21 protein-coding genes and 2 tRNA genes are annotated in these 25,123 nt (G+C 71.2%); 10 read left to right on the top strand and 13 right to left on the bottom strand.

What is annotated here, in order from left to right:
• Positions 1-308: 308 nt before the first annotated feature.
• The 3 genes from ACWGKQ_RS20380 to ACWGKQ_RS20390 form a co-directional block, all read right to left on the bottom strand.
• A complete protein-coding gene (locus ACWGKQ_RS20380; protein ID WP_453293325.1) occupies positions 309-2,246 on the bottom strand; it encodes a galactose oxidase-like domain-containing protein in 1,938 nt (645 codons plus the stop codon).
• Complete coding sequence (locus tag ACWGKQ_RS20385; RefSeq protein WP_453293326.1) at positions 2,243-4,216, bottom strand: glycosyltransferase family 2 protein; 1,974 nt, start codon at positions 4,214-4,216, stop codon at positions 2,243-2,245. Before ACWGKQ_RS20385 ends, ACWGKQ_RS20380 begins: the two co-directional genes overlap by 4 nt.
• A gap of 435 nt (positions 4,217-4,651) precedes the next feature.
• Positions 4,652-4,725, bottom strand: a tRNA-Lys gene (locus ACWGKQ_RS20390).
• Between the two features lie 186 nt (positions 4,726-4,911).
• Here ACWGKQ_RS20390 and ACWGKQ_RS20395 point away from each other — a divergent pair.
• The 6 genes from ACWGKQ_RS20395 to ACWGKQ_RS20420 all read left to right on the top strand — a co-directional run bounded on the left by ACWGKQ_RS20395 (position 4,912) and on the right by ACWGKQ_RS20420 (position 11,665).
• The gene (locus ACWGKQ_RS20395; RefSeq protein ID WP_453293327.1) at positions 4,912-6,210 is read left to right on the top strand and encodes a peptidoglycan-binding protein; all 1,299 of its coding nucleotides are present in this window, start codon (positions 4,912-4,914) and stop codon (positions 6,208-6,210) included.
• A 64-nt stretch (positions 6,211-6,274) separates the two neighbouring features.
• Entirely contained in the window at positions 6,275-7,405 is a 1,131-nt protein-coding gene (locus tag ACWGKQ_RS20400) for an SPFH domain-containing protein (protein WP_453293328.1), read from the top strand.
• Between the two features lie 97 nt (positions 7,406-7,502).
• On the top strand, positions 7,503-8,108 hold the full coding sequence (locus ACWGKQ_RS20405; protein WP_453293329.1) for a lytic polysaccharide monooxygenase auxiliary activity family 9 protein: 606 nt from the start codon (positions 7,503-7,505) through the stop codon (positions 8,106-8,108).
• A 129-nt stretch (positions 8,109-8,237) separates the two neighbouring features.
• Entirely contained in the window at positions 8,238-8,714 is a 477-nt protein-coding gene (locus ACWGKQ_RS20410; protein ID WP_453293330.1) for a DUF3592 domain-containing protein, read from the top strand.
• A gap of 283 nt (positions 8,715-8,997) precedes the next feature.
• On the top strand, positions 8,998-10,650 hold the full coding sequence (locus ACWGKQ_RS20415; protein ID WP_453293331.1) for a long-chain-fatty-acid--CoA ligase: 1,653 nt from the start codon (positions 8,998-9,000) through the stop codon (positions 10,648-10,650).
• A gap of 58 nt (positions 10,651-10,708) precedes the next feature.
• Complete coding sequence (locus ACWGKQ_RS20420) at positions 10,709-11,665, top strand: DUF4331 family protein (protein WP_453293332.1); 957 nt, start codon at positions 10,709-10,711, stop codon at positions 11,663-11,665.
• 67 nt (positions 11,666-11,732) lie between these two features.
• Here ACWGKQ_RS20420 and ACWGKQ_RS20425 read toward each other — a convergent pair.
• The 6 genes from ACWGKQ_RS20425 to ehuB all read right to left on the bottom strand — a co-directional run bounded on the left by ACWGKQ_RS20425 (position 11,733) and on the right by ehuB (position 16,016).
• Positions 11,733-11,806: transfer RNA gene (locus ACWGKQ_RS20425), tRNA-Lys, on the bottom strand.
• Positions 11,807-11,916: 110 nt separating this feature from the next.
• Positions 11,917-12,675: an IclR family transcriptional regulator gene (locus tag ACWGKQ_RS20430; RefSeq protein ID WP_453293333.1), complete on the bottom strand. Its 759-nt coding sequence runs from the start codon at positions 12,673-12,675 to the stop codon at positions 11,917-11,919.
• Positions 12,676-12,945: 270 nt separating this feature from the next.
• Entirely contained in the window at positions 12,946-13,728 is a 783-nt protein-coding gene (gene ehuA, locus ACWGKQ_RS20435) for an ectoine/hydroxyectoine ABC transporter ATP-binding protein EhuA (protein WP_453293334.1), read from the bottom strand.
• Complete coding sequence (gene ehuD / locus ACWGKQ_RS20440) at positions 13,718-14,368, bottom strand: ectoine/hydroxyectoine ABC transporter permease subunit EhuD (protein ID WP_453293335.1); 651 nt, start codon at positions 14,366-14,368, stop codon at positions 13,718-13,720. The genes ehuA and ehuD overlap by 11 nt, the downstream gene beginning before the upstream one ends.
• Positions 14,365-15,081, bottom strand: coding sequence for an ectoine/hydroxyectoine ABC transporter permease subunit EhuC (gene ehuC, locus ACWGKQ_RS20445; protein WP_453293336.1), 717 nt, complete (start codon positions 15,079-15,081; stop codon positions 14,365-14,367). Before ehuC ends, ehuD begins: the two co-directional genes overlap by 4 nt.
• Complete coding sequence (ehuB, locus tag ACWGKQ_RS20450; RefSeq protein WP_453293337.1) at positions 15,078-16,016, bottom strand: ectoine/hydroxyectoine ABC transporter substrate-binding protein EhuB; 939 nt, start codon at positions 16,014-16,016, stop codon at positions 15,078-15,080. The genes ehuC and ehuB overlap by 4 nt, the downstream gene beginning before the upstream one ends.
• A 47-nt stretch (positions 16,017-16,063) precedes the next feature.
• Between ehuB and ACWGKQ_RS20455 the strand changes: the two genes are divergently transcribed.
• On the top strand, positions 16,064-16,558 hold the full coding sequence (locus ACWGKQ_RS20455) for a DUF3830 family protein (RefSeq protein ID WP_453293338.1): 495 nt from the start codon (positions 16,064-16,066) through the stop codon (positions 16,556-16,558).
• A 327-nt stretch (positions 16,559-16,885) separates the two neighbouring features.
• Here the strand turns inward: ACWGKQ_RS20455 and ACWGKQ_RS20460 are convergent, their stop codons facing one another.
• Positions 16,886-18,292, bottom strand: coding sequence for an amidase (locus ACWGKQ_RS20460; RefSeq protein WP_453293339.1), 1,407 nt, complete (start codon positions 18,290-18,292; stop codon positions 16,886-16,888).
• 14 nt (positions 18,293-18,306) lie between these two features.
• Positions 18,307-19,260: a D-2-hydroxyacid dehydrogenase gene (locus ACWGKQ_RS20465; protein WP_453293340.1), complete on the bottom strand. Its 954-nt coding sequence runs from the start codon at positions 19,258-19,260 to the stop codon at positions 18,307-18,309.
• 159 nt (positions 19,261-19,419) lie between these two features.
• Between ACWGKQ_RS20465 and ACWGKQ_RS20470 the strand changes: the two genes are divergently transcribed.
• Complete coding sequence (locus tag ACWGKQ_RS20470) at positions 19,420-20,220, top strand: maleate cis-trans isomerase family protein (RefSeq protein WP_453293341.1); 801 nt, start codon at positions 19,420-19,422, stop codon at positions 20,218-20,220.
• Positions 20,217-20,948 (top strand): maleate cis-trans isomerase family protein, encoded by a 732-nt coding sequence (locus ACWGKQ_RS20475; RefSeq protein ID WP_453293342.1) that lies wholly within the window; start codon positions 20,217-20,219, stop codon positions 20,946-20,948. The genes ACWGKQ_RS20470 and ACWGKQ_RS20475 overlap by 4 nt, the downstream gene beginning before the upstream one ends.
• 35 nt (positions 20,949-20,983) lie before the next feature.
• Here the strand turns inward: ACWGKQ_RS20475 and ACWGKQ_RS20480 are convergent, their stop codons facing one another.
• On the bottom strand, positions 20,984-22,012 hold the full coding sequence (locus ACWGKQ_RS20480) for a 2-dehydropantoate 2-reductase (RefSeq protein ID WP_453293343.1): 1,029 nt from the start codon (positions 22,010-22,012) through the stop codon (positions 20,984-20,986).
• A 163-nt stretch (positions 22,013-22,175) separates the two neighbouring features.
• Between ACWGKQ_RS20480 and ACWGKQ_RS20485 the strand changes: the two genes are divergently transcribed.
• Entirely contained in the window at positions 22,176-23,273 is a 1,098-nt protein-coding gene (locus ACWGKQ_RS20485) for an LLM class flavin-dependent oxidoreductase (RefSeq protein WP_453293344.1), read from the top strand.
• On the opposite strand, the gene ACWGKQ_RS20490 is transcribed toward ACWGKQ_RS20485, so the two are convergent.
• On the bottom strand, positions 23,243-25,084 hold the full coding sequence (locus ACWGKQ_RS20490; protein ID WP_453293345.1) for a putative bifunctional diguanylate cyclase/phosphodiesterase: 1,842 nt from the start codon (positions 25,082-25,084) through the stop codon (positions 23,243-23,245). The two genes, ACWGKQ_RS20485 and ACWGKQ_RS20490, sit on opposite strands and share 31 nt — an antisense overlap.
• Positions 25,085-25,123: the final 39 nt, after the last annotated feature.

Raw genomic sequence — 25,123 nt, forward strand, 5'->3', positions numbered from 1 at the left:
GGGCGCCGGGGCACGGGGGAGTGGCGGTGGTGCAACTGGCCTAGGGGCGCGGGGAACTGCGCGATCAGCCCCCACCGGCCCGCAGGTGACCACCGCCCGGTTCGGCACCGCCGGATACCGCCGCCGTGGCGGCGGAAGGGGGTAAGCGCCGGGGCGCAGGGGCAGCGTTGGGGTGTGGCGGGAGAGGTGGGGGAGTGGCGGTGGTGCAGCCGGCCTAAGGGCGCGAGGCGGAGCCAGTCTGCGGCTCCGCCTCGCGGGCGCGACCAGCCACCGCGCTCCCGCACCCCAAGTCCCAACCCGCGGGAGCGCTACGGCACCTTCACCCACTGCGCCTCGCTCGGCGTTCCCTGGTCGTCGTCCACGAACAGCATGTACCACCCCGACGGCACCAGGTTCCGATTCCCCGGCACGGTCACGGTGACCTTGTTCCCGGACGTCCTGAAGTCCAGCGCGATGCTCCGCTGGTCCACGTCCGTCACGTGCGTGGTCGCACTGGGACGGATCAGCCGCGCCTTCTTGATGGTCGCCGCGTGCTGTGACGTGAACGTCCCCGACGCGCCCCGGGCGATGGTCTGCGGCCCCCCGCTCAGGGACGGCCGTGAGTCCCGGTACAGGTACGGCGGCGTGTAGATCTCGATGCGCTGCTCGAAGACGCCCGGCTTGGTGTTCGCCTTGTCCGCGAAGAGCGGGTTGGACCCGAAGAACATGACCCGGCCGTCCGGCAGCAGGATCGACCCGGAGTGGTAGTCGCGGCCCACCAGCGGGTCGGCCACCCGCTTGAAGGAGTCGGTGGCGGTGTCGTAGATCCGCGCCTGCCTGATGTCGGAGGCGCCGCGGCCCCGGTAGTCCTCGGAGCCGCCCGAGACCAGGACGCTGTCGTCCGGCAGTACCGAGATCTGCGGGTACCGCGTCCCCTTCTCCAGCGACGGACCGTCCGTGAACCTCGGGTCGGGGTCCTTCAGGTCGATCAGCCGCGTCCTGTTCGTTGACAGCGCGGACTCGCCGACCCCGCCGCCGCCGACCACCATGTACTTCTCGTCCTGCGCCGGCGGCAGCAGCACGGTCCCGGACGTCTCCAGCATGTTCGGGTCGCTGAGCCCCGACAGCTTGGTGAACTGATTGGTGTCGACGTCCCAGATGCCCGGGTCACGCCCCACGTTGTCCGGGCCGTACCCGGCGTTGGACCCCGAGTAGAAGAGCTTGCCGTTCTGGAGCAGGAACAACGCGGGATAGGTCGGGAACTGGCGCTTGTACTTCGTGTACGTCCAGGTCTTCGTCTTCGGGTCGAAGACCTCGTTCTTGCCCGGCACCAGCTGCCCGATGTCGTCGAGCCCCGAGACGCTGAGCACCTTCCCGTCCGAGAGGGTGGTGAGCGTCGGATACCAGCGGGCCTCGTTCATCGGGTCGACCTTGATGTACTTCTCGGCGACCGGATCGAATTCGTAGGCGTTCTTGATGCCCTCGAAGTCCCGCTTGTCCATGCCGAGTTTGTTGGCGATGCCGTAGGTGTTGCGGGCGTCGGCGCCGGTCAGTCCCGCGATGCTGTAGTTGTCCTGGGTGCCGGTCTCGTACTTGGTGCCCTGCTTGGGCGCCTCCACGACGACCCGCGCGTAACCGGGGTTGTTGCGCAGGAACTTGCCGGTCTTCTTGTCGAAGACCTTCGTCGCGCGCGGGATCAGCGCCGAGTCGTCGGAGAGGAACGTCTTGCCGTTCTGCTTGCCGGTGAACCGCGTGCCCTTGGGCAGGGTCATCGGCTTGTCCGGGTTCTCGTTGTAGAGGATCATGACGCCGCCGGCCTTCTTGACGTCGCCCTTGAGCTTCTCGTACTGCTTGGTGCCGCCCGCGATCAGGATGTTTCCGTTGGCGAGCTGGGTGTGCCCGGTGCAGAACAGGTCGGCCGGGGTGGGCACCTTCTTGATCGTGCCCTTGACCGGGTCCCAGATCCTGCTGTCGTAGATCTTCGCGTCGAAGTTGTCCTGGTTGTTGCCCGAGCCCGCGACCAGCAGCACCTTTCCGGTGTGCAGGAGTACCGCGTGGATGGTGTCCTGGCGGTACTCCTTCGGGAACTCGATGATGTCCCAGTGGCCGTTCTCGGCCTTGTACTCCGGTCTGTTGATCTTGTACTGGTGGTACCGGTCGGTCCCGAAGCGGTACAGCCACGGCCCGTTCATCCCGGCCAGGGCGAGTACGACCACCGTACTGATCGCGAGCCGACGAGCCCGGCGGCGGCCGGCACTGTCGTTCATTCCTCAGGTCCCCCCAGTCCGCCCCGTCCGCCCAGTCCGCCGAGCGCGATCCGCATGGTCTGCTCCGCGGGGGTGCCGGCGGGCGGCGTCCAGGTCGGCCGCTGCTGCGGTGCGTGCCCCGCGGGGGCGTATCCGGCCGGCACCGCGTCCTCCGGCTCGGCCACCGCCACGGGCGCCCCGCGCTCCTTGCGCAGCGTGTACTGCCAGGCGAAGATCGGCGCGGCCGTGATCAGCAGCGCCAGCGTGCCCCAGGTGATCATCGCGGGCTGCGAGTGGCCCTCGACGAAACCGGCGGCGAGCGATCCGCCGAAGACGAGGATGAAGAACCAGTGGATGCGGAACGTCCCGAACAGCGTGTCCGGGCTGGTCGACTCGCCCTTCGGCGTGACGACGAACCTGCTCTTGCGGCGCAGGACCGCGTCCATGAGCGAGCGGGCGTAGATCGGCGCGGACAGGGCCGACATCACCATGCCGGCGATCCCGCCGGAGCCCTCCGGTTCGTGCGGGGAGACGTTGTGCCGGCGGTTCCAGATGTAGAGGCCGATCTGGAGCGCGGAGGCGTTGCCGTACAGCATCAGCCACACGGCGGGGTCGATGTTCACGCCCGAGGCGCCCAGGCCCAGGAACAGCGCGCAACTCAGCGCTGCCAGGATCCAGTTGAGGGCCGACATCGGATAGAAGATGATCATCATCGTGTAGTTGAAGAGCTTGCCGGGACCCAGGCTGAACAGGCCCTTCCAGTACTGCTTGAGGATCGTCTCGTACGTGCCCCGGGACCAGCGCAGCTGCTGGGTGAAGAAGTCGGTCCAGGCGCCCGGCCCCTCGCCGACCGCGAGTACGTCCGGGGTGTACACCGAGCGCCATTTCCGGCCCGTCGCCGGGTTCTTGGCGCGGTGCATCTCGAAGCCGGTCGCCATGTCCTCGGTGATCGAGTCGTACAGGCCGCCGATCTGCTTGATCGCCCTGATCCGTACGGCGTTGGAGGTGCCGACGAACATGGGGGCGCCGTAGCGGTTGCCGGCGCGCTGGATCAGGGCGTGGAAGAGGAACTGCTGGGACTCGGCGGCCTTGGTGACGAACGTGTCGTAGTTGCCGTAGACCTGCGGGCCGATGACGAAGCCGACGTCCGGGTCGCGGAAGTAACCCAGCATCCGCTCCAGGTAGTTGGGCAGCGGCACGTGGTCGGTGTCGACGGAGGCGAAGAAGTCGTACTCGTCGCCGTGCGCCTCCAGCCAGGCGTTGTAGTTGCCGTGCTTGGTCTTCGCGCGGTGCGGGCCCTTGGGCTGGTTCCACTTCTCGACGCCCTTGCGGGTGAAGTGGTGCACGCCCAGGCGCGCGCAGACCTCCTTCACCTCCGGGTCGTCGCCCTCGTCGAGCAGCCAGACGTGCAGCAGCCCGCGGTGGCGCAGCCGGACCGCCGCCTGAAGGGTCCGGGTGACCATGTCGAGGGGTTCCTTGCCGGGCACGAACGTGGTGATGAAGGCGACCCGGGTGCCGGTCTCCGGGACCACCGGGACCGGGTCGCGGGCGACCAGGGTGGCGTGCGCGTTGGACAGCACGTTCATGCAGCGGAAGAACTCGATCAGGCCGATCGACACCAGCATCACGATGTCGAGGGCCGGCAGGAAGTCGTACGCCGGGTAGTCCCGCTGGGTCCAGTGCTCGGGCTGCAGCAGCCAGGTCAGCAGCACCAGCGAGAGCAGCGGGGCCGCGCCCAGCATCAGGGCGGCGCGGACGCGGTGCGGTTCCTGAGAGAGCAGCGAGCGGTACTGCACCCGGTACGGCCTGCTCGGGTCGGGCTGGGTGAGGGGGCCCGCGAGCCGGCTGTAGTGTTCGTAGTCGTATCTGGGCAGTGTCTTCTTGATGCGGCCCAGGGCGGTGGCGGTGCGGTGCGCGGGCATACGGAGCTGTGCGGTCCGTGACGGGTCGTATTCCTGTTCCTGCCGGGCGCCCATCGGCGTCGACGTCATGAGTCATCCCCCCACACGCAGATCAGCGCGTGTTTCATCGGTCCGACCGCCCGCTCGGATCCCCCTCGACCCTGCCGGGCGTGTCAATGGCGGGGCACAGTCGTCCCACAGAATATGGACACGGACCGTGACCGTCCGGTTGCATGGTGCCCCCCTCGGCACCGAGTCATGACCGGGGCCCCTCACCCCGCAGATCTGGCAACCGGCTATCTACCCCCCAAGTGCCGCGAAACACCAGCACTTTGGACATCCAGGGTTCTACGGTGCTCAGCATGATCGCAAGAGCGAAACACGGTGTTTACCGCGCATAGGCGTTCATTGCGCAGCGTGTAGGGATTGTGTGGACCGTTCGTGTCGGTTGTTGACATAAGGGGCGGCGGGGTGTCTGTACGACAGAAGGCCCCCCGCTGCTGCGGAGGGCCTTCTGGGTGTCTGTGCGCCGCCAGGGACTCGAACCCCGGACCCGCTGATTAAGAGTCAGCTGCTCTAACCAACTGAGCTAGCGGCGCCTGCTGACATCGAGAACTCTACCCGACGAGGGGCCGTGCTCCTGACCGCGGGGCACCGGGGCGACCCCCGTCCGACCCCTGCCGTACATCATTCGGACCGTCAGCATGCGCACCGGGGTGACAGTTGGGAAACTCATCAATGTGTACAGTCCCGGACATATCAACACGAAGTGTGAGGGGAATCGCATGCCGGCCCCGGTATTCGAGGAATTCGACCCCGCGAACAACTGTGAATGCCCCGGATGCGTCCACTGGCGGCGGGTGGGTCCCTCCCCGCTGCCCGGCCGCTTCGGTGGGCACCCGGCCGCCCGGGGTGTCCTGGTCGTGGCCGCCGCCGCGTCCGCCGCCCTCGCCGCGACCGCCCCGACGGCCGCCGCCCACAGCACCCCGCCCGCCCCGCACCGGTCCGCCGCCCCCGTGGACCCGGAGCCCGAGAACCCGCAGGGCGCCAGGGCCCCCCTGCACGGGCCGGGCGGCAAACCCGCGCGCGGCCCGGTCACCACGCCCCCCATCACCCGCACGCAGATCATCAACCGGGCCAAGACCTGGGTCGCCGCCCAGGTGCCGTACAGCATGTCCCTCTACTGGACGGACGGGTACCGGCAGGACTGCTCCGGCTATGTCTCGATGGCCTGGGGGCTGACCGGCAACGAGTGGACCGGGAGCCTCGACCAGTTCGGCACGAAGATCACCAAGGAGGAGCTGCAGCCCGGCGACATCCTGCTCTTCCACAACCCGGACAACCCCGAGAAGGGCTCCCATGTGGTGATCTTCGGCGGCTGGACGGACTACACGCACACCTACTACACGGCGTACGAGCAGACGCCCCCGCGCGCCCGCCGCCAGACCACGCCCTACGCCTACTGGACCAACTCGGCCAAGTACGTCCCCTACCGCTACAACGGCCTGATCGCGGACCCGGCCACGGCGGGCGCGCTGGCCGGGAAGACGTCGGTGCCGTTCCCGGGGGCGGCCTACTTCGGGCCCGGCGCCGACAACAAGTACGTCACCCTCCTCGGGCAGCTGCTGATCTCCCGGGGCGCCGGCGGCCACTACGCCAAGGGCCCGGGGCCGGTCTGGGGCCCGTCCGACCAGCGGGCCACCCAGGCCTTCCAGCGGGCCCAGGGCTGGACCGGGGCCGCCGCCGACGGCCTGCCGGGGCCGCGCACCTGGGAACTGCTCGCCACCGGCCGGGGCAAGAGCATCAAGCCCGCCGCGGCCCGGCCCGCCCCCGCCTCGCACGGGGTCCCGGGCTACCCCGGCAAGAACCTCTTCCGTCCGGGCGCCGCGAGCGACTACGTCACCCGGCTCGGCAGACAGCTGGTCAGGAAGGGCTACGGCCGTTTCTATCCCGACGGCCCGCATCCCGCCTGGGGCGAGGCGGACCGCAGGGCCGTCGAGGCGTTCCAGCGGGCTCAGGGCTGGCGCGGCGGCGCGGCCGACGGCTACCCGGGGCCGGAGACCTGGCGCCGCCTGTTCCTGTGACCACCCGACCACTCCGACGATCGACCATCACCTGAAGCATCTGGCGCGGAGGCTGGAGGCAGGCATGAGTACGACCACCGCACACACCCCTGATTCGGACGGTCCGCCGGACGGCGGGCCGCCGTCCCGTCCGGTCCCCCGGCTGATCCAGAACGAGATCACCACCGAGATCCCCGTCCACCTGCTGTTCCGTGACGACCCCGACCCGGTGTCGGTGCCGCTGCGGCCCGCCGTGGTCGGCCGCCGGCAGGGCACCGGCGAACAGCCCCGGCTGCGCCGCCCGCTCCCGGCCAAGCCCCGGCCGGTCGCCGCCGTCGACCCCGAGCTGGTGGAGCGGCCGGCCCGGGTGCTGCCCGGCGCGGTCGGCGTGTGCGCCGGGCTCGGCGGGGTGGCCGGGGGGCTCGCCACCTCCTGGTGGGCGGGGGTGCTGTCGCCGTTCGCGGCGCACGCGCTGCGCCTGCCGGCGCACGGGGGTGCGGGGCTCGGGCCGGCGCAGTGGGCCGCGTATGCCGGAGCGAGTGCGCTCGGCCTGTTCGGCTTCGCCGGGCTCGCGCGCGGGGCGACCGGCCGGGCCTGGGTGCTCGGCCTGTTCGGCCGCTACCGGGGGACGGTACGGCGCACCGGCCTGCTCTGGGTCAACCCGCTGCTGCTGCGCCGCCGGGTCGACGTCCGGCTGCGGCACTGGCGCAGCGAGGAGATGCCGGCCGCGGACGGCAACGGGGTCGCGCTGCGGGTCGTCGTCCTGGTGGTGTGGCGGGTCCGGGACACCGCGCGGGCGGCGCTCGGCGTCGAGGACCACGAGACGTATCTGCGCGAGTGCGTGGAGGCCGCGCTGGCCCGGGTGCCGGTGGAGCCGCCGGGCACCGCCCGGGGTTCGGTGGAGATGGCCACGGACGCGCTGACCCGGCTGGTCACGGCGGACGCGGCGGGCATCGGTGTGGAGGTGTTCTCCGTGCAGCCGGTCCGGGTGGAGTACGCCCCGGAGGTCGCCGCGGCCATGCACCGGCGCCGGATCGCCGCGCTCGACGCGCAGCAGCGGGCCGCCATGCTCACCTCGGTCGTGGACTCGGTGGAGGACACGGTGACCCGGCTGACCGTGCGCGGACTCGTCGATCTCGACGACTACGAGCGCAAGGTGCTGGTGCGGGACCTGACGGTGGCGTTCTGCTCGGGGCGTACCGGGTCCACGCCGTGATTGGTATGGACATGCTCAATTCATGGCAATAATCTGGGACTTGGTCTAGACCTGCACGGCTCATCGAACTTCCCCCACGTTCACCAGGAGCGGCAGCATGCGTAAACGGACCAAGGTGTCGGCCGTCGTGCTCGGCGTGGCGACCGCCGGAGCCTTCGCACTCTCCACCGGCGGCGCCAGCGGGCACGGCTACACCGACCTCCCCGTCAGCCGGCAGAAGCTCTGCGCCAACGGCACGGTGACGAACTGCGGCGACATCCAGTACGAGCCGCAGAGCGTCGAGGGCCCGAAGGGCTTCCCGGCGGCCGGTCCCGCCGACGGCCAGATCTGCAACGGGGGGCTGAGCAGGTTCGCCCAGCTCAGCTCGCCGACCACGCCGTCGGGCGGTGCCTGGCCGACGACGAAGCTGACCGGCGGCCAGACGTACACGTTCCGCTGGCAGTTCACGGCGGTGCACGCCACGACGGACTTCAAGTACTACGTCACCAAGCAGGGCTGGAACCAGAACCACGCCCTCGCCCGTTCGGACCTCAACACCACCCCGTTCCTCACCGTCCCCTACAACGGCCAGCGCCCGCCGACCACCCTCAGCCACAGCGGCACCCTGCCGACGGGGCTGAGCGGTCACCACGTGATCGTGGCGGTCTGGACGATCGCCGACACGGGCAACGCGTTCTATGCCTGCTCGGACGTCACGTTCTGACCGGCGTCGTTCGACGACTGGGTAACACCGGGCTGATCTGAGCTTCGCTTGAGGACCCGCCGCGGGCCGCGGGGGTACGTTCCCGCCACACCGGTCAGTTCGACCGGTGTTCGGAGGCGGGGGACTCTCATGGGCCTGATGGAAGCGTTCTTCTACATCCTTCCCGGCATTTTCGTCGTCGTCGGTGTCCTCGGGCTGGTCAGGACGCTGCGGCGGTCGAGCGAGATCAGCCGGGCGTGGCGTCACGGGCGTACCGCCGAGGCCCGCTGTCTGCGGTCGTACACGACGACCAGCGGGGGCGGCGGGGACACGTCCGTGACGACCACGCTGCACCATGTGTTCGAGTTCACGACGGCCGAGGGGCGTACCGTCCGCATCGACGAGCGGAACGGGCGGTCCACGGTCGTCGAGGGGGACTTCGTCACGGTGTACTACCTGCCGGAGAACCCGGAGAAGGCGACGGCGCAGCCGCCCGCGCAGGGGAAGCTGGCCGCGGGGACCGGGTGCATGGTGGCGTTCTTCGCGGTGTTCATCGGGTTCGCGCTGGCCTTCATGGGGGTGGCGCACTTCATGTTTTCGGCGGCGGACGGGGTTGTCAGTCCGTGAGAGCCGGGTGAGGTCGTCGGCGGGTGCGGCGCGGTGGGGGCTGGTCGCGCAGTTCCCCGCGCCCCTGGGGGGTTGCGCTTGCGGCGTTGCGGAGTGCTGTGGGGCGCGCCTGCGCGGCGGCAGCCGCAGGTTGATACGGTCCCGCGCCCCTGGGGGGTTGCGCTTGCGGCGTTGCGGAGTGCTGTGGGGCGCGCCTGCGCGGCGGCAGCCGCAGGTTGATACGGTCCCGCGCCTCTGACGGGGCGCTGCACATCTGACGGAGTGTCAATTACTCTGCTTCTCCATGGAGTCCAATGGGCGCACCGTTGCTGAAGCCGTCGCCGCCCGGTGGGGGGATCATCGGCCCGGGTTGTGGTTCGAGGGGCAGGTGCTGACGCATCACGAGGTGGCCGGCGGGGCTGCTGCTCGGGCGGGGCTGATCGCCGACCTCTTGCCCCCTGGTGCCACGCCCCACATCGGTGTTCTCCTCGACAACACCCCGGAGTTCCCGCTCTGGCTGGGGGCCGCCGCGCTCGCCGGTGCTGCCGTCGCCGGGGTCAATCCGACCCGGCGGGGGGCCGAACTCGCCCGGGACATCCTGCATGCCGAGTGCCCGGTCCTGGTCACCGAGCGGGCCCAGCTGCCTCTGCTCGCGGGGCTGGAGCTGCCCGGCGTCCGGGTTCTGGTCACCGACGATCCCGCGTACGACGACCTCCTCGCCCCCTACCTCGGCGCCTTCCCGGACGCCTTCCGGGCCACCCCGCGGGACCGGATGCTGCTCTACTTCACGTCCGGTTCCACCGGCGCCCCCAAGGCCGCGCTCTGCTCGCAGGGCCGGCTCGCGGCGGCCGGGTGGTCGCTCGTGCGGCAGTTCGGGGTCGGGCCCGACGACGTGCACTACATCTGCATGCCGATGTTCCACGGCAACGCCGTGATCGCCGACTGGGCGCCCGCGCTGGTGGCGGGCGCCGGGGTGGCGTTACGGCGGCGGTTCTCGGCCTCCGGGTTCCTGGACGACGTGCGCCGCTACCGGGCCACCTACTTCACCTACGTCGGCCGGGCCGTGCAGTACGTCCTCGCCACCGAGCCGCGCCCCGACGACCGGGACAATCCGCTGCGGCTCGGGTTCGGCACGGAGGCCGGGGCGGTGGACGCGGCGGCCTTCGAGGAGCGGTTCGGGGTGCGGCTGGTGGAGGGGTACGGGTCCTCGGAGGGCGGGGCGGCGATCCAGTGGTCGCCGGGGACGCCGGCCGGGGCGGTGGGGCGGGCCGGGCCGGGGCTCGCCGTACTCGACCAGGAGTCGGGGGAGGAGTGCCCGCCTGCTGTTTTCGACTCCGGGGGGCGATTGCTGAACGGGGAGCGGGCGATAGGGGAGCTGGTGAACCGGGCGCCGAACCCGTTCGAGGGGTACTGGCGGAACGCGGAGGCGGAGGCGGAGCGGCGGCGGGGCGGCTGGTACTGGACCGGGGATCTCTTCTACCGGGACGGGGAGGGCTACCTGTACTTCGCGGGGCGTACCGACGACCGGATCCGGGTCGACGGGGAGAACCTGGCCGCCGCGATGATCGAGAACATCGTGGCCCGGTACGAGGGCGCGGAGGCCGTCGCCGTGTACGGGGTGCCGGATCCGGTGACCGGGGACCAGGTGATGGCGACCGTCGCTGGGCGGTTCGAGCCCCTGGACTTCGCCGAGTTCCTGCTGGCCCAGCCCGATCTGGGGACGAAGATGGCGCCCCGGTTCGTGCGGGTGGTGGAGCGGATGCCGGTGACGGCGACCAACAAGATCCAGCGGGCGGCGCTGCGGCGGGAGGGGGTGCGGTGTGCCGACCCGGTGTGGTGGCGGCCGCCGGGCGAGCAGACGTACCGCAGGCTGACCGCGAAGGACGCCTTGACCGCGGTCCGGGGCGACGGTGCCCTGCCCGAAGGGCCCTATATACGTGGGCACTTGGGCAATTGACCCCGTGTTAGCGTGCGCGAAAGCCGACCTGGACGGCCATCCGAGAGGAGCCATCGACATGGCGCACCACGTCTCCGGCCTGGGTGTCAGCCCCACGAGCGCGGACCCCAGGAGTCACATCACCGACCTCTACGTGTTCCAGAAGCCGGGTGATGCGGACCGGACGATCCTGGTGATGGGGATCAACCCGTACTCGCCGATCACCGCCGATGCCGTCGATCACGAGTCGGTCTACGAGTTCGGCGTGGACAACGACGGCGACGCGGTCAACGACGTCGCCTTCCGGGTGCGCTTCTCGCCGGTGGTGGCGGACACGCAGAGCGCCAGTGTGCAGCTGGCGACCGGCCGGGGCCCCGCGGCCGACGTCGACGCCGGGGAGACGGTCATCGCGGACGCCCCGGTCACCTTCGGCAAGGAGCCGGAGATCACCACGGCCGGCGGCATCGGGTTCTTCGCCGGGCTCCGCAGCGACCCGTTCTTCGCCGACCCGGTCGGGGCCGGGAACGACTTCCAGTGGACCGGCAAGGACTTCTTCCTCGACAAGAACGTGTTCGGGATCGTGCTGGACGTCCCGAACAGCGTGCTCGGCCCGACCCCGCAGGTCGGCGTCTGGGCCCGGGTCCTGGTCCCGCACGACGGCCGCCTGGTCCAGGGCGACCGGGCGGGGCGGCCCGGGATCGACAACAACTTCAACCACAGCGACGACGACAAGCGGGTCTGGAACCAGCAGGAGCCGGACAACGACCGCGAGCTCTTCCTCGACAAGTTCGCGCACGTCCTGGAGCACGGGGGCTACTCCGCGGACCAGGCACTCGCCCTCGCGGAGGGCCTGCTCCCCGACCTCGTGACGTACGACTACTCCAGCGCCGCGGGCTACCCGAACGGCCGCAATCTCACCGACGACGTCATCAACGAGGGGATCGCGCTGCTGACCAACGGCGCCGCGCCCCACGACGGGCTGCGGCCCCACGACGACCTGCGCTCCGAGTTCCCCTTCCTGGGGGACCCGCACTAGGGCACCAGGGCGTGCATGGCCTGCAAAAAAAATGACCCGGGGTGGTGAAACCCCAGGTCATCGTAGGTGCGCCGCCAGGGACTCGAACCCCGGACCCGCTGATTAAGAGTCAGCTGCTCTAACCAACTGAGCTAGCGGCGCATGACTCCCGCCGACCGCTCGAATCGTCTCTCGACTGTGTCTCGCGGCTGGCGACGAAGAAAATAGTACCTGGTCCGGCGGGGTGCTTCCGACCACCGCCGGACCGGTCGCTAGATGGCCAGCGACAGCAGGACCGGAGCCGCGCTGCGGTTCAGGGTCTCGGCGGCCTGGCGGAGCCGGTGCGCGTGCTCGACCGGCAGGGAGAGCGCCAGGCAGCCCACGGCCGAGCCGGCGGTGATCGGCACCGCCGCGCACACCGTGCCGATCGCGTACTCCTGGAGGTCCAGGACGGGGACCGTCGGCGGCTGCGCCTCCAGGCGGGAGAGCAGCAGCTTGTCGCTGGTGATGGTGCGCGAGGTGAGGCGGGCCATCTTGTGCCGGGAGAGGTGGTCGCGGCGCGCGTTGTGGTCGAGCTGGGTGAGCAGGCTCTTGCCGATCGCGGTGGCGTGCGCGGAGGAGCGGAAGTCCACCCACTCGTTGACCGCGGGGGTGGCCGGGCCGGCCGCGTACTGGCCGATCCTCACCTCGCCGTCGACGTACCGGCTGAGATAGATCGCGGCGCCGACCGAGTCGCGCAGCCGGTCGAGGGTCTGCTGGAGCTGATCGCCGAGCGCCTGCTCCCGCTCGTGCGCGGAGCCGAGCCGGCGCAGGGTCTCGCCGGTCACGTACGCGCCGTCGGCGACCTGCTCGACATAGCCCTCCCGCCGCAGCATGCGCAGCAGCGCGGTCAGCCGGTTGGGGTCCAGGCCGGTGCGGCGGGCCAGTTCGGTGTCGGTGACGCCGGTGGGGTGCCCCGCCACCGTCTCCAGGACCCGCAGGGCGTCCTGGGTGGAGTGGTACGGGGCGGTCGGCTCGTGCATCAGCGCCACGGTGGTCCCCCTGCGCTCGCTCGGCGGTACTGCTTCGGCAGTGCACTGCTTGGGCCGCGATCCGGACGGCGGATCCTCTCCACGATAACGGGCAAGCGCCCGAAACGGAGGGGGTGTTGGCGAGATTCCGGCCCTCTCAGCTGCGACGAAGACCCGCTGGCATATGCCAGTGGAATGACCCGCCGCTCGGACCTCGGGTGATCGAGCGTTCACTTCCTGTAGCCGGGCGGCCGCACGGGGAAACTTTTACGGCGCCGGCGGTGGAAATATCTACAGCACGGCGCTGAGGAACTCCCGGGTCCGCTCGTGCTCCGGCTCGCTGAAGATCCGCTCCGGCGGGCCCGCCTCGATGATCCGGCCCGCGTCGAACATCAGGACCTGGTCGGAGATGTCCCGGGCGAAGTTCATCTCGTGGGTCACGCAGAGCATGGTGATGTCGGTGCTGCGGGCGATGTCCCTGAGCAGGTCGAGGACGCCCGCGACCAGCTCCGGGTCGAGCGCCGAGGTCACCTCGTCCAGGAGCAGCACCTTGGGCCGCATGGCCAGCGCCCGCGCGATGGCGACCCGCTGCTGCTGCCCGCCGGAGAGCCGGGTCGGCCGCTCGTCGGCCTTGTCGGCGAGGCCCACCAGGTCGAGCAGTTCCCGGGCCCGCGCCTCCGCCTCCTCCTTCGGCAGGCCGAGCACGGTCACCGGGGCCTCGGTGATGTTGCGCAGCACGGTCATGTTCGGGAACAGGTTGAACTGCTGGAACACCATCCCGATCTGCTTGCGGACCTCCCGGACCTCCTTCTCGGACGCCGGGAAGAGCCGCTGCCCGTCCACGGTGATGGTGCCCGCGTCCGGCTCGGTCAGGGTCATCAGCAGCCGCAGGATCGTGGTCTTGCCGGAGCCGGAGGGCCCGATCAGCGTGACGTGCCGGCCCGCCTGCACGGTGAGGTCGAGGCCGTCGAGGACGGTGTTGTCCCCGAACCGCTTGGTCACCCCCTCGATGCGGATCAGTTCGTCGGACGTCGTATCGGACGTACTCGGCTGCTTGCTGGTCTCAACGGACAAGGCGACGCTCCAGGGTGCGCAGGAGAAGGGAGGCGAGGTAGGAGATGACGATGAAGGCGACGCCGATCACCGTCACCGGCTCGGTGAACTGGAAGTGCTGCTGGGAGAAGAGCCGGGCCTGGCCGAGCATCTCCAGCACGGTGATCGACATCAGGATCGGCGTGTCCTTGAGCATCGAGATCACGTAGTTGCCCAGCGGCGGCACGACCCGGCGCAGCGCCTGCGGCAGGATGACCGCGAACCAGGTCCGCCGCGCCGGCAGGCTGAGCGCGGTGGCCGCCTCCCACTGCCCGACCGGCACCGCCTCGATACCGGCCCGGTAGACCTGCATGGTGTACGTCGAGTAGTGCAGGCCGATCGCGAAGACCCCGGTGGTCAGCGCGGAGAACGTCAGCCCCCACTCGGGCAGCACGTAGAAGAGGAAGAACAGCTGCACCAGCAGCGGGGTGTTGCGCACGAACTCGGTCAGCACCCCGACCGGCCAGCGCCCCCACCTCGTGGGCGTCCGCATCAGCAGCGTCCACACCAGCCCCAGCGAGAACGAGATCAGCGAACCGAGGGCCAGCGCCTCCAGGGTGACCCACAGGCCGTCCCAGAAGTGCGGCATGAACTCCCGTACGGCACTCCAGTCCCACGTCATGCGACACCACCGACCCCGGTCGTCTCCCTGCGCTTGCGCGTCCGTGCCGCGAGCTCGTCGTCCGGCTCCTTGCCGATCCCGGCCCGCAGCCGCTTCTCCAGACCGCGCATCAGCCGGGTGATGACGAAGGCGATCGCGAAGTAGATGACCAGCAGATACGTGTAGATGTGCGCGCTCTCCTGCAGCGCCAGCCGCACCAGGTTCCCGCTGAACGCCAGGTCACCCATGCCGGTGATGGACACCAGGGCGGTGCCCTTGAGCAGCTCCACGAGCAGGTTGCAGTAGGAGGGGATCATCTCCGGCACCGCCTGCGGCAGCAGGATCAGCCGCAGCCGCTGCCAGGGCGTGAAGCTGAGCGCGATCCCGCCCTCCTGCTGCGCCGGGTCGACCGCGCCCAGCGCCCCGCGCACGATCTCCGAGCCGTACGCGCCGTACGTCAGCCCGAGCGCGAGGGTGCCCGCCCACAGCGGCACCAGCTGCCAGCCGAAGGCGACCGGCAGCACGAAGAACACCCAGAAGATCATCACCAGCGCCGAGGTGCCGCGGAACACCTCGGTGTAGAAACCGGCGAGGAAGCGGACGATCCAGTGCCGGTTCGTCCGCGCCACGCCCACCACCAGGGCCACGGCCGTCATCAACAACCCGCTGAGCACGAGCAGTTGAATGGTCGTCCAGACGCCCCTGAGTACGAGGTCCCACAGTCCGGAGGTCATCCGCTCTTCCCTCCCCCGCACAGCTCCTTCGCCGTCAGGTCGGTCATCTCGTCCTCGGTGAAGCCGAACGGCCGCAGGATCCGGAACAGTTCGCCGCTCTTCTTCAGCTTGCGCAGCTCCACGTCGAAGGCGTCCCGCAGCCTCGTCTCCGCCGACCGGAACGCGAACGCGCCCCCGTCCACGTGCGGCTTCCCGCCCACGAGCGGCGCGAACGCCTTGGTCGCCTCCGCCTTCGCCGACTTCTTGACGACCGAACGCGTGGTGAGCGCCGTACCGGCGAAGACGTCGACGCGCCCCGCCTCCACCGCGTTGAGCCCGGCGACCTGGTCGGGAACGATCAGGATGTCGCTCTCCTTGTACCCGGCCTCGACCGCGTACTGGATCTCCGCGTACCCGGTCCCCGTCGCGAACTTCGCCTTCTTCGCGACGACGTCCTTGTAGTCGTGCAGCCCCTTGGGATTGCCCTTCCGCACGATGAACGAGTCGAGCATCTGGTAGTCCGGATCCGCGAAGATCACCTGCTGGCAGCGCTCCGGGTTGACGTACATCCCGGCGGCCACGACGTCGAACTGCTGCGAGTTGAGCCCGGGTATCAGCGAACCGAACTCGGTCGGCACCGGCTGCACCCGGTCCACCCCGAGCCGCTTGAAGATCGCCTTCGCCAGCTCCGGCGCCTCACCGGTCAGGTGCCCGTCCTTGTCGATGTATCCGAAGGGGATCTCACCGGCGATGCCGAGCCGTACGACACCCTGGGCGCGCAGCCGTTGCAGCAGGTCACCGCCGTCGGTGCCGGACGCGGTGGCCACGCGTGTACAGCCGGCGGCGCCCAGCGCGCCGAGTGCGCCGACCGCGGCGGCACCCGCGAGCACGGCCCGCCGACTGTGTCTGGATTCATACCTTGATGTGTCTGATTCGTTCCCGTGTGGTGGAGCCATGGCGGCGCGGCTACCCGACCCCAACCGACTTATGCACCATGGAAGGCATGACCGAACGATTCATCGAAGTCTCGCTGGTCAGCCGCGGTGTCACCGCCAAGGCCCGGCTCCTGGACGACCGCGCACCGCTGACCTGCGCCGCCGTCTGGGACGCCCTGCCGCTGTCCGGCGACGTCTACCACGCCAAGTACGCCCGCAACGAGATCTACGCCCTGTTCCCGCCATTCGCACCGACGGAACCGCCCCTGGAGAACCCGACGGTCACCCCCATCCCCGGCGACCTCTGCTACTTCTCCTTCGCCGGCACGGAGTTGGCCACGAAGGCCTACGGCTACGACCGCGAGGTACGCCCCGGCACCACACTGGTCGACCTGGCCCTCTTCTACGAACGCAACAACCTCCTGCTCAACGGGGACGTGGGGTGGGTGCCCGGGATCGTGTGGGGGCAGGTGGTCGAGGGGCTGCCGGAGCTGGCCGAGGCCTGCAACGACCTCTGGCGCAACGGCGCAGCGGGGGAACGGCTCTCCTTCCGGGCGCTCTGACCGAGATCTCCATCGCCCGCTTCCGGCGCTTTCTGCTGCCGCTCTCGTACCTCTCCGCCGCGACGGCGCTCAGCCACAACGGCGCCGTCCGGCGGTGCCGAACTCGTCCGCGCCGTCGCGCTGCTCGTCCTTCTTCCGTGGCGCTGCGCGTCCTTCTCCCGCGCTGCCGCTGTTTCTTGTTTTCCCGCCGCGACGGCGCTAAGCCACAACGGCGCTGCTCGGCGGTGCCGAACTCGTCCGCGCCGTCGCGCTGCTCGTCCTTCTTCCGTGGCGCTGCGCGTCCTCCTCCCGCGCTGCCGCTGTTTCTTGTTTTCCGCCGCAACGGCGTTAAGTCACGGCGTCGCTGACCGGCGGTGCCGAGGCCGTCTCTGTCTCGTACAGGGCGTGGGCCGCTCGTAGGACGAGGGCGTCGTGGTGGCGGGCGGCCACGATCTGCAGGCCCACCGGGAGGCCGTCGGCGTCGGTACCCACCGGGACCGTCGCCGCCGGCTGCTGGGTCAGGTTGAAGGGGTAGGTGAAGGGGGTCCAGCCCGTCCAGCGCCGGTGGGCCGACCCCCTCGGCACCTCCACCCCCGCCTCGAACGCCGTGAGCGGCAGGGTCGGTGTCACCAGCAGGTCGTAGCGCTCGTGGAAGCGGCCCATCCGCCGGCCCAGGTCCATCCGGACGTCCACCGCCGCGAGATAGTCCAGCGCGGACAGCCGGCCGCCGACCCCGCAGATCTCCCGCAGCCCCGGGTCGAGCGACTTCCGCTGCTCGGGGGTGAAACGCTGCGTCACCCGGGCCGCGCCCGCGAACCACAGCGCTTGGAACGCCTCCACCGGGTCGCTGAAGTCCGGGTCGGTCTCCTCGACGTACGCCCCGAGCGCGGCCAGCCCCGCCACCGCCCGCCGTACCGCCGCCGCGACCGCCGGACGTACCGCCACCTGGCCGCCCAGGGAGGGCGAGAAGGCCACCCGGAGGCCGCGGACGCCACCGGCCAGGGCCGCCGCGAAGGAGCCCGGCGCCGGGCCGAGGGCCGACCAGTCGCGGGCGTCCGGGACCCCGATCACGTCCAGCATCAGTGCCGCGTCGGCCGCGTCCCGGGTCATCGGGCCGACGTGGGACAGCGTCCCGAAGGCGCTCGCCGGGTAGAGGGGCACCCGGCCGTACGTCGGTTTCAGGCCGAAGATCCCGCAGAACGCGGCCGGGATGCGCACACTGCCGCCGCCGTCCGTGCCCAGCGACAGCGCCCCGGCGCCGAGCGCGACGGCCGCCGCGCTGCCGCCGCTGGAGCCGCCGGCCGTACGGGAGGGGTCGTACGGGTTGCGGGTGACCCCGGTGAGCGGGGAGTCGGTCACGCCCTTCCAGCCGTACTCCGGAGTGGTCGTCTTCCCGATGAACACCGCGCCGTGCTCGCGCAGTCGGGCGACGGAGGGCGCGTCCTCGTCCCAACTCCCGGCGGCGGCGACCGTCTTCGAGCCGCGCAGGGTCGGATGGCCGCGCATCAGGAGGATGTCCTTGACCGTCACCGGGACACCGTCGAGCAGGCCCTGCGGCTCGCCCCGCCGCCACCGCTCCTCCGAGGCCCGGGCCTGCGCCAGGGCGTCCTCCTCGGTGAGCCGGACGAACGCGTTGACCTCCGGCTGGATCCGCGCCGCCCGCTCCAGCGCCGCCCGGACCGCCTCCACCGGGCCGAACCCGCCCGTGCGGTAACCGTCGAGGAGCTGTCGGGCGGTGAGGTCGGTGAGCTGCATGGGGCCTCCCGGCGTCAGTGACCTGGCACGTATCCGCGCTTCTTGTCCACCACGTTCAGCAGAGATCTGCCCGCCGCCCACCGGTCGTACAACTCCAGGAACTGCGTGCCCAGTTCGTCCCGCCAGCCGATCGTGTCCCCGCTCATGTGCGGGGAGACCAGCAGCCCCGGCACGGTCCACAACGGGCTGTCGGCGGGCAGCGGTTCGGTGCCGAACACGTCGAGGGCGGCGGCCGCGATCCAGCGCCGGTCCAGCGCCCGGACCAGGGCGTCCTCGTCGACCAGCTGGCCCCGGCCGACGTTGATGAAGCAGGCCGACGGCTGCATCACGCCGAAGCGGTGCGCGTCGAACATGCCGTACGTCTGCTCGGTCAGCGGGGCGGCCGCGATCACCCAGTCCGCGCGGGACATCAGCCGGTCCAGGTCGTCCGGGCCGTGGATGCCGGTGCGCGGGACCCGGCCGACCAGGGCCGTGGTGATGCCGAGCGCCTTGAGGACACGGACGATCGCCCGCCCGATCGGGCCGGTGCCGACCACGCACGCGCGCGTGCCGGCCACCCGGCGCGCCTCGCGGTGCCGCCAGGTCCGCTCCCGCTGGAGGTCGAGGGTCCGGGGCAGGTCCTTGGCGATCGCGAGGACCAGCGCGGCCACGTACTCGGCGATGGGCGCGTCGAAGACCCCGCGCGCGTTGGTGACGACCGTGCCGGACGCGGCCAGCTCCGGGCACATCAGATGGTCGACGCCCGCGCTCGCCGTGTGCACCCAGCCCGGACGCGGCCCCTCGCCCGGCCAGGCCTCGCGGACGGCGTGCGAGGCGAAGTCCCAGACCAGGAGCACATCGGCGGCCGGCAGCCGGGCCGCCAGGCCCGCCGCGTCCGTGTGCACGATCCGGGCGCGGCCGGTGAGCCGGCCCAGCCGTGGCGGCGGGTCGGCGTCGAGGACCAGCAGGGTGGGCACGGACGGCGTCATTCGGGGCGGTCTCCCGGTGTCCTACGGCGTCTGACTTGGGCGGACGGAATGTCTCAGAGGCACGGATTGACCACGCTGACACCCGAACCTACCTTCGTCAACACGGGCGTATCCGTCGACCGTTGCCCTCGATCTCCAGCGTGAGGCCGGTGACTTCCCATGGACGTCTCCTTTCTGGGCGGACCCCGCCCCCAGCGCGGTGTCGGCGTCGTGGCGCCCTTCGACTTCGCGCTCGACCGCGAGCTGTGGCGCTGGGTGCCGGACGACGTGTCGCTGCACCTGACCAGGACGCCGTACGTGCCGGTCGAGGTCAGCCTGGACCTCGCCCGGCTGGTCAGCGAGCACGAGACCCTCGGCGACGCGGTACGCGCGCTGACCGCCGTCGCACCCGAGGTGGTCGCCTACGCCTGCACCTCCGGCAGCTTCGTCGGCGGCATCGCGGGGGAGCGCGCGATGTGCGAGGCGATGACCCGCTCCGGCGCGGTGCCCTCCCTCACCACCTCCGGGGCACTGCTCGACGCGCTGACCGAGCTGGGCGTACGACGCCTCGCGCTGGTCACGCCGTACACCGTGTCGGTGACCCGGGTCCTGGAGGAGTACGTCGCGGAGGCCGGCGTACAGGTCGCCGGCTGCGCGTTCATGGGGCTGACCCGGCACATCTGGCAGGTGCCGTACCGGGACGTGGTGGCCATGGCCCGGCAGGCGGTACGGCCCGGGGCCGCCGACGCCCTGTTCATCTCGTGCACCAACCTGCCCACCTACGACGTCATCCCCCAGCTGGAGGCCGAGCTGCGGATTCCCGTCCTGTCGGCCAACCAGGTCACGATGTGGGCGGCGCTGCGCAGGTTGGGTACCCGAGCGGTGGGCCCCTATCAGGCGCTGGTCCGCCATCCGGACGAACCGGCGGCGGCGCGCGAGTGGCCCGTACTGCCGGAAGAACAGCAGGAAGGGTGGACATGACAGCGCTCGGAATCCTCTATCCGGGGCACTCCGCGGAGGACGACTACCCCCGCATGGAGCAGCTCCTCGGCAGCGACATCCGGGTGGACGTCGTCCACACCGACATCGGCGAGGACGCGCACCGGGTGGACGCGTTGCGGCAGATGGGCGCCGAGGAACGGCTGGCGGCCGGGGTGGCGGAGCTGCGGCTCGCGGGCCCGGACACGGTGGTGTGGGCGTGCACCAGCGGCAGCTTCGTGTACGGCTGGGAGGGCGCCCAGCAGCAGGTCCGCGCGCTCGCCCGGGCGGCCGGTCTGCCGGCGTCGTCCACGTCCTTCGCGTTCGTGCACGCGGCGCGGGAGCTCGGGGTACGGCGGGTGGCGGTCGGCGCGACCTATCCCGACGACGTGGCCGCCCTCTTCGCGGACTTCCTGCGGGCCGGAGGCCTGGAGGTGACCGGGATCCGCTCGTCCGGGATCGTCACGGCGGCGGAGGTCGGGACGTGGGGGGAGGAGGAGGTCCTGACCCTGGCGCGGGCGGTGGACACCGGGGAGGCCGAGGCGGTGCTCCTTCCGGACACGGCACTGCACACGGCGGCGCACCTGTCCCTGCTGGAGAAGGCGCTGTCGAAACCGGTGCTCACGGCGAACCAGGTGACCGTGTGGGAGGGCCTGCGCCTGGCCGACCGCCGGGTGAACGCACCGGCGCTGGGCACCCTGTTCACCCGCGAACCGATCGTCCAGGCCTGACCGGGCGCACCGGACCGCGCCGGCTCACGGCCGACTCACGACTGACGGACCGCGTGCAGCAGTTCCGGGCCGGACCAGGAGCGGCGGCCGCCCGGGCGTTCGGCCTCGTGGACCAGGGCCGTCAGCCGCGCGTTCACCGGTGCCGTCAGGCCGTGCCGTTCCGCCAGGGCGACGACCTCGCCCTGGAGGCTGCCTATCTCCGTCGCCCGCCCGTGCTCCAGGTCGTCCCACATCGAGGACCGGGCGTGGGCGTCCACCCGGAGGCTCGCCCCGGCGATGCGGCGGAACAGGGCGTCGGGCAGGCGCAGGATCCGCGGCATGAGCCCGGCCGGGACGGGGCCGAGCCGGGCCGGCCGGACCCCCGCCGCGGCGAAGGCGGCCAGTGCCTCCTCCTGGCACAGCGCGAGGCACGTCCGGTACGGGCGCGCGCCCAGCTGGTCCCGCAGCGGCAGCCCGGACAGCGCGTTCACCGCGTTGTTGAGGTTCATCAGCAGCTTGGCGTGCTGCACCTGCCGCATGTCGGCGCGCGGCTCGACCGGCAGCCCGGCGGCCGTCAGCGCCGCCACCAGCGGGGCCGAGGCGGGGCCGCCGTCGAGCATCAGGGCCCCGCCCGTGCCCTGGTGGAAGGTGCCGGGAGCGATCCGGGCGACGTTGTACGGCACCATCCCCGCGAGCACGGTGACGTCCGGAAGCTCGTCCCGCAGCAGGGCGGCGTTGTGCAGCCCGTTCTGGAAGCTGACCACGACGGCGTCCGGGCGGAGCAGGCCGGCCAGTTCCCGTCCGGCCGGCACCGTGGCGGCGGACTTGACGGTGACCAGGACGCAGTCGGCGTCGGCGACCGCGTCCGGATCCGTCGTGAGCGTCAGCCGGTCCCGGGGGACGCTGACCGCGGGGCGGCCTCCGCCGCTGAGCGTGAGCCCTTCGCGCAGCCCGTCCAGCACCGAGGGCCGCCCGATCAGTGTCACGTCCGCGTGCCGCGCGAGATGGCCGCCGAGGTAGCAGCCGATGCTGCCCGCGCCGAACACCGCGATCCGCGGGCGCCGGTCGCCGCTGGGGTCAGGCATGTCCGCATCGCTCCAGGTCCGTAGTGGTTACCCGAAAGTAGGCGGGAACCGCCCGGGGATCAAGAGCCCGGCGTGTCGGGAACAGCACGCCCGGAATAACCGGAGACCCCCTCCTGTTAACCACCCCATACAGTTCACGGTCGTACATCAGGAGGCTCTCACCGTGTCGGCAGACGAGATCCGGGGCATCACGCACGGGACCGCCCCCGTCCCCCTCTCCGTACTGGACCTGGTGACCGTCGGCACCGGCAGTACCGCCACCGACGCCCTGCGCACCAGCGCCGCGCTCGCCCGGCTCACCGAGGACCGCGGGTTCCACCGGTACTGGGTGGCCGAGCACCACTCGATGCCCGGCGTGGCCTCCTCCTCGCCCGCCGTGATCCTCGCCAACCTCGCCGCCCACACGGAGCGGATCCGGCTCGGGTCGGGCGGCGTCATGCTGCCCAACCACGCCCCGCTCGTGATCGCGGAGCAGTTCGGCACGCTGGAGGCGCTGGCTCCCGGGCGGATCGACCTCGGCCTCGGCCGGGCGCCGGGGACCGACGGCGCCACCGCCGCCGCGCTCCGCCGCACCCCGACCCTCAACGAGGGCGCCGACGACTTCCCGCAGCAGCTCGCCGAGCTGACCCGGTTCCTGGACGACGACTTCCCGGACGGGCATCCGTACCGCCGCATCCATGCCATCCCCGGGCCGGTCCAGAGCACCGCCCCCGGCGGTGTGCAGTCCCCGCACCGGCCGCCGGTCTGGCTGCTCGGCTCCTCCGGGTTCAGCGCCCGGCTCGCCGGCATGCTGGGGCTGCCGTTCGCCTTCGCGCACCACTTCTCCGCGCAGAACACCGTCCCGGCCCTCGACCTGTACCGGGAGTCCTTCAGCCCGTCCGCCGTGCTCGACGAGCCCTACGCCCTCATCGGCGTCTCCGTCCTCGCCGTGGACGAGGAGCGCGAGGCGCAGCGCCAGGTGCGGGCCGGCGCGGTGAACATGCTGCGGCTGCGCACCGGGCGGCCCGGTCTGTTCCCCGACCCCGACGACGTCGAGAAGCACGAGTTCTCCCCGATGGAGGAGGAGTTCGTGCACTCCTGGACCGCCAACATCGTGCACGGCACCGCCGACGAGGTCCGCGCCGGCCTTGACGACCTCCAGAAGCGCACCGGCGCCGACGAGCTGATGCTCACCACCCACGCCCACCGCGGCGAGCTGCGGCTGCGCTCCTACGAACTGGTCGCCGACGCCTACGGCTTGCCGACCGGGGCGTCCGCGTAGGCCCGGGTGTCCAGCAGCTCGGAGATACGATCCGCCGTCACCGGCCGGGAGTAGAGCCACCCCTGGCCGGTGTCGCAGCCGATGTGGCGGAGCCGGGAGGCCTGCGCCGAGGTCTCCACGCACTCGGCGGTGACCGTCAGACCCAGGCGGTGGGCCAGCTGGATCATCGCCTCCACCACGACCTCGTCCGCCGGGTTCGGGCGGTCGCCCGGGTCGTCGTACTGGAAGCCCCGGACGAAGGAGCCGTCCAGCTTGAGGACGGAGACCGGGAGGCGGCTGAGGTAGGCGAGGTTCGAGTAGCCCGTCCCGAAGTCGTCGATCGCGATCCGCACCCCCATGTCGCTGAGTGCCTGGAGCGCCTGCAACGGCCGTCCCGCCGAGCCCATGACGGCCGATTCCGTGAGCTCCAGTTGCAGCAGGTGCGGGGCCAGGCCGGTCTCGGCCAGGGTCTCGGCCACGTCCGCGACCAGGTCGGAGTCCCAGACCTGACGGACCGCCACGTTCACGCTGACGAAGATCGGCGGCTCGCCCGGGTGGTCCAGCTGCCAGCGGCGGGCCTGCCGGCAGGCGGTGGTCAGGGCCCAGCGGCCGAGCGGGACGATCGAGCCGTCCTCCTCCGCCAATCCGATGAACCGATTCGGCGCTAGTGTGCCGAACTGAGGATGGTGCCATCGCACCAGTGCCTCGACACCGCTGAGCCGGCCGTCCCCCATGCCCACCAGCGGCTGGTACTCCAGTACGAACTCGCCGCGTTCGATCGCCGGGCGGAGGGTGGAGGAGAGCGCCTGCCGGGTCACGAGGTGGGCGTTGCGCTCCGGGTCGAAGAGCGTCCAGCGGGACTTGCCGTCGGCCTTCGCCCAGTAGAGGGTCGTGTCGGCGGCCTGCATCAGCCCGGTGGCGGTGGTGCCGGCGGCATGCCGCTCGACCACCCCGATCGACGCCGACAGCGACAGCCGCTGGCCGGCCAGGTCGAACGGCGCCTGGAGGGCCGCGAGCGCGGACTCGGCGAGGTCGGCCAGCTGCTCCGTGCCCGTGGAGTCCTCGACCAGCAGGGCGAACTCGTCGCCGCCGAGCCGGGCCACCAGCGGGGCGCCGGCCCGCGCGAAGCCGGCCTCGTCGGCGACCCGGGTCAGCCGCTCGGCGACGGCGGCCAGCAGCCGGTCGCCGACCCGGTGGCCGAGGGTGTCGTTGACCGCCTTGAAGCCGTCCAGGTCCAGGTAGCACAGGCCGATCCGGCCGGTGCCGCTCTGCTCGTAGGAGTCCGCCTCCAGCGCGGCCGACAGCCGCTCGAAGAACAGCGTCCGGTTGGGCAGCCGGGTCACCGGGTCGTGCATCTGCAAGTGCCGCAGCCGGGCCTGCAGTTCGCGGCGGGCACTGATGTCCGAGACCGAGATCAGCACCCCCGGTGCGTCCTTGGACAGCGGCGCGATGGTGACCTGGACCCACACCGAGTGCCCGTCGGGGTGCTTCAGCCGGCGGGTGCAGCGCAGCTTGGCCTGCCGGCCGCGCAGTACCTCGCGGTAGGCGTGCCAGGTACGGGCGTCGGAGGCCAGGTCCACCAGGTCCGCGCCGATCCGCCCGGGGAGCCCGGCCGGATCGGCGCCGATCAGGGTGGCGAACGCCTCGTTGGCGGTGGTGACTAGCCCTTCGCGGTCGACCACGGCCATGGGCAGCGTGGCCGCCTCGAAGGCGTACTCGTATGTCTTCTGCTCTGTCTTCTCGTACGACTTCCGGTAGGTATTGTCACTCTCTGTGACGGCGGACCGGTCGAGGTCTGCCGCGGGCGTCGGCCCTTCGGACGTTCCGCTCACCGCTCGCTCCCGCAGTGCACTCGATCTCTGTCCGTGCAG

This window comes from Streptomyces sp. NPDC054770 (genome assembly GCF_053611985.1).

Coding starts and splice junctions, on each gene's coding strand:
- ACWGKQ_RS20380 (WP_453293325.1), bottom strand. CDS start 2,246: ATGAACGACAGTGCCGGCCGCCGCCGGGCTCGTCGGCTCGCGATCAGT.
- ACWGKQ_RS20385 (WP_453293326.1), bottom strand. CDS start 4,216: ATGACGTCGACGCCGATGGGCGCCCGGCAGGAACAGGAATACGACCCG.
- ACWGKQ_RS20395 (WP_453293327.1), top strand. CDS start 4,912: ATGCCGGCCCCGGTATTCGAGGAATTCGACCCCGCGAACAACTGTGAA.
- ACWGKQ_RS20400 (WP_453293328.1), top strand. CDS start 6,275: ATGAGTACGACCACCGCACACACCCCTGATTCGGACGGTCCGCCGGAC.
- ACWGKQ_RS20405 (WP_453293329.1), top strand. CDS start 7,503: ATGCGTAAACGGACCAAGGTGTCGGCCGTCGTGCTCGGCGTGGCGACC.
- ACWGKQ_RS20410 (WP_453293330.1), top strand. CDS start 8,238: ATGGGCCTGATGGAAGCGTTCTTCTACATCCTTCCCGGCATTTTCGTC.
- ACWGKQ_RS20415 (WP_453293331.1), top strand. CDS start 8,998: ATGGAGTCCAATGGGCGCACCGTTGCTGAAGCCGTCGCCGCCCGGTGG.
- ACWGKQ_RS20420 (WP_453293332.1), top strand. CDS start 10,709: ATGGCGCACCACGTCTCCGGCCTGGGTGTCAGCCCCACGAGCGCGGAC.
- ehuD (WP_453293335.1), bottom strand. CDS start 14,368: ATGACGTGGGACTGGAGTGCCGTACGGGAGTTCATGCCGCACTTCTGG.
- ehuC (WP_453293336.1), bottom strand. CDS start 15,081: ATGACCTCCGGACTGTGGGACCTCGTACTCAGGGGCGTCTGGACGACC.
- ehuB (WP_453293337.1), bottom strand. CDS start 16,016: ATGGCTCCACCACACGGGAACGAATCAGACACATCAAGGTATGAATCC.
- ACWGKQ_RS20455 (WP_453293338.1), top strand. CDS start 16,064: ATGACCGAACGATTCATCGAAGTCTCGCTGGTCAGCCGCGGTGTCACC.
- ACWGKQ_RS20460 (WP_453293339.1), bottom strand. CDS start 18,292: ATGCAGCTCACCGACCTCACCGCCCGACAGCTCCTCGACGGTTACCGC.
- ACWGKQ_RS20465 (WP_453293340.1), bottom strand. CDS start 19,260: ATGACGCCGTCCGTGCCCACCCTGCTGGTCCTCGACGCCGACCCGCCG.
- ACWGKQ_RS20470 (WP_453293341.1), top strand. CDS start 19,420: ATGGACGTCTCCTTTCTGGGCGGACCCCGCCCCCAGCGCGGTGTCGGC.
- ACWGKQ_RS20475 (WP_453293342.1), top strand. CDS start 20,217: ATGACAGCGCTCGGAATCCTCTATCCGGGGCACTCCGCGGAGGACGAC.
- ACWGKQ_RS20480 (WP_453293343.1), bottom strand. CDS start 22,012: ATGCCTGACCCCAGCGGCGACCGGCGCCCGCGGATCGCGGTGTTCGGC.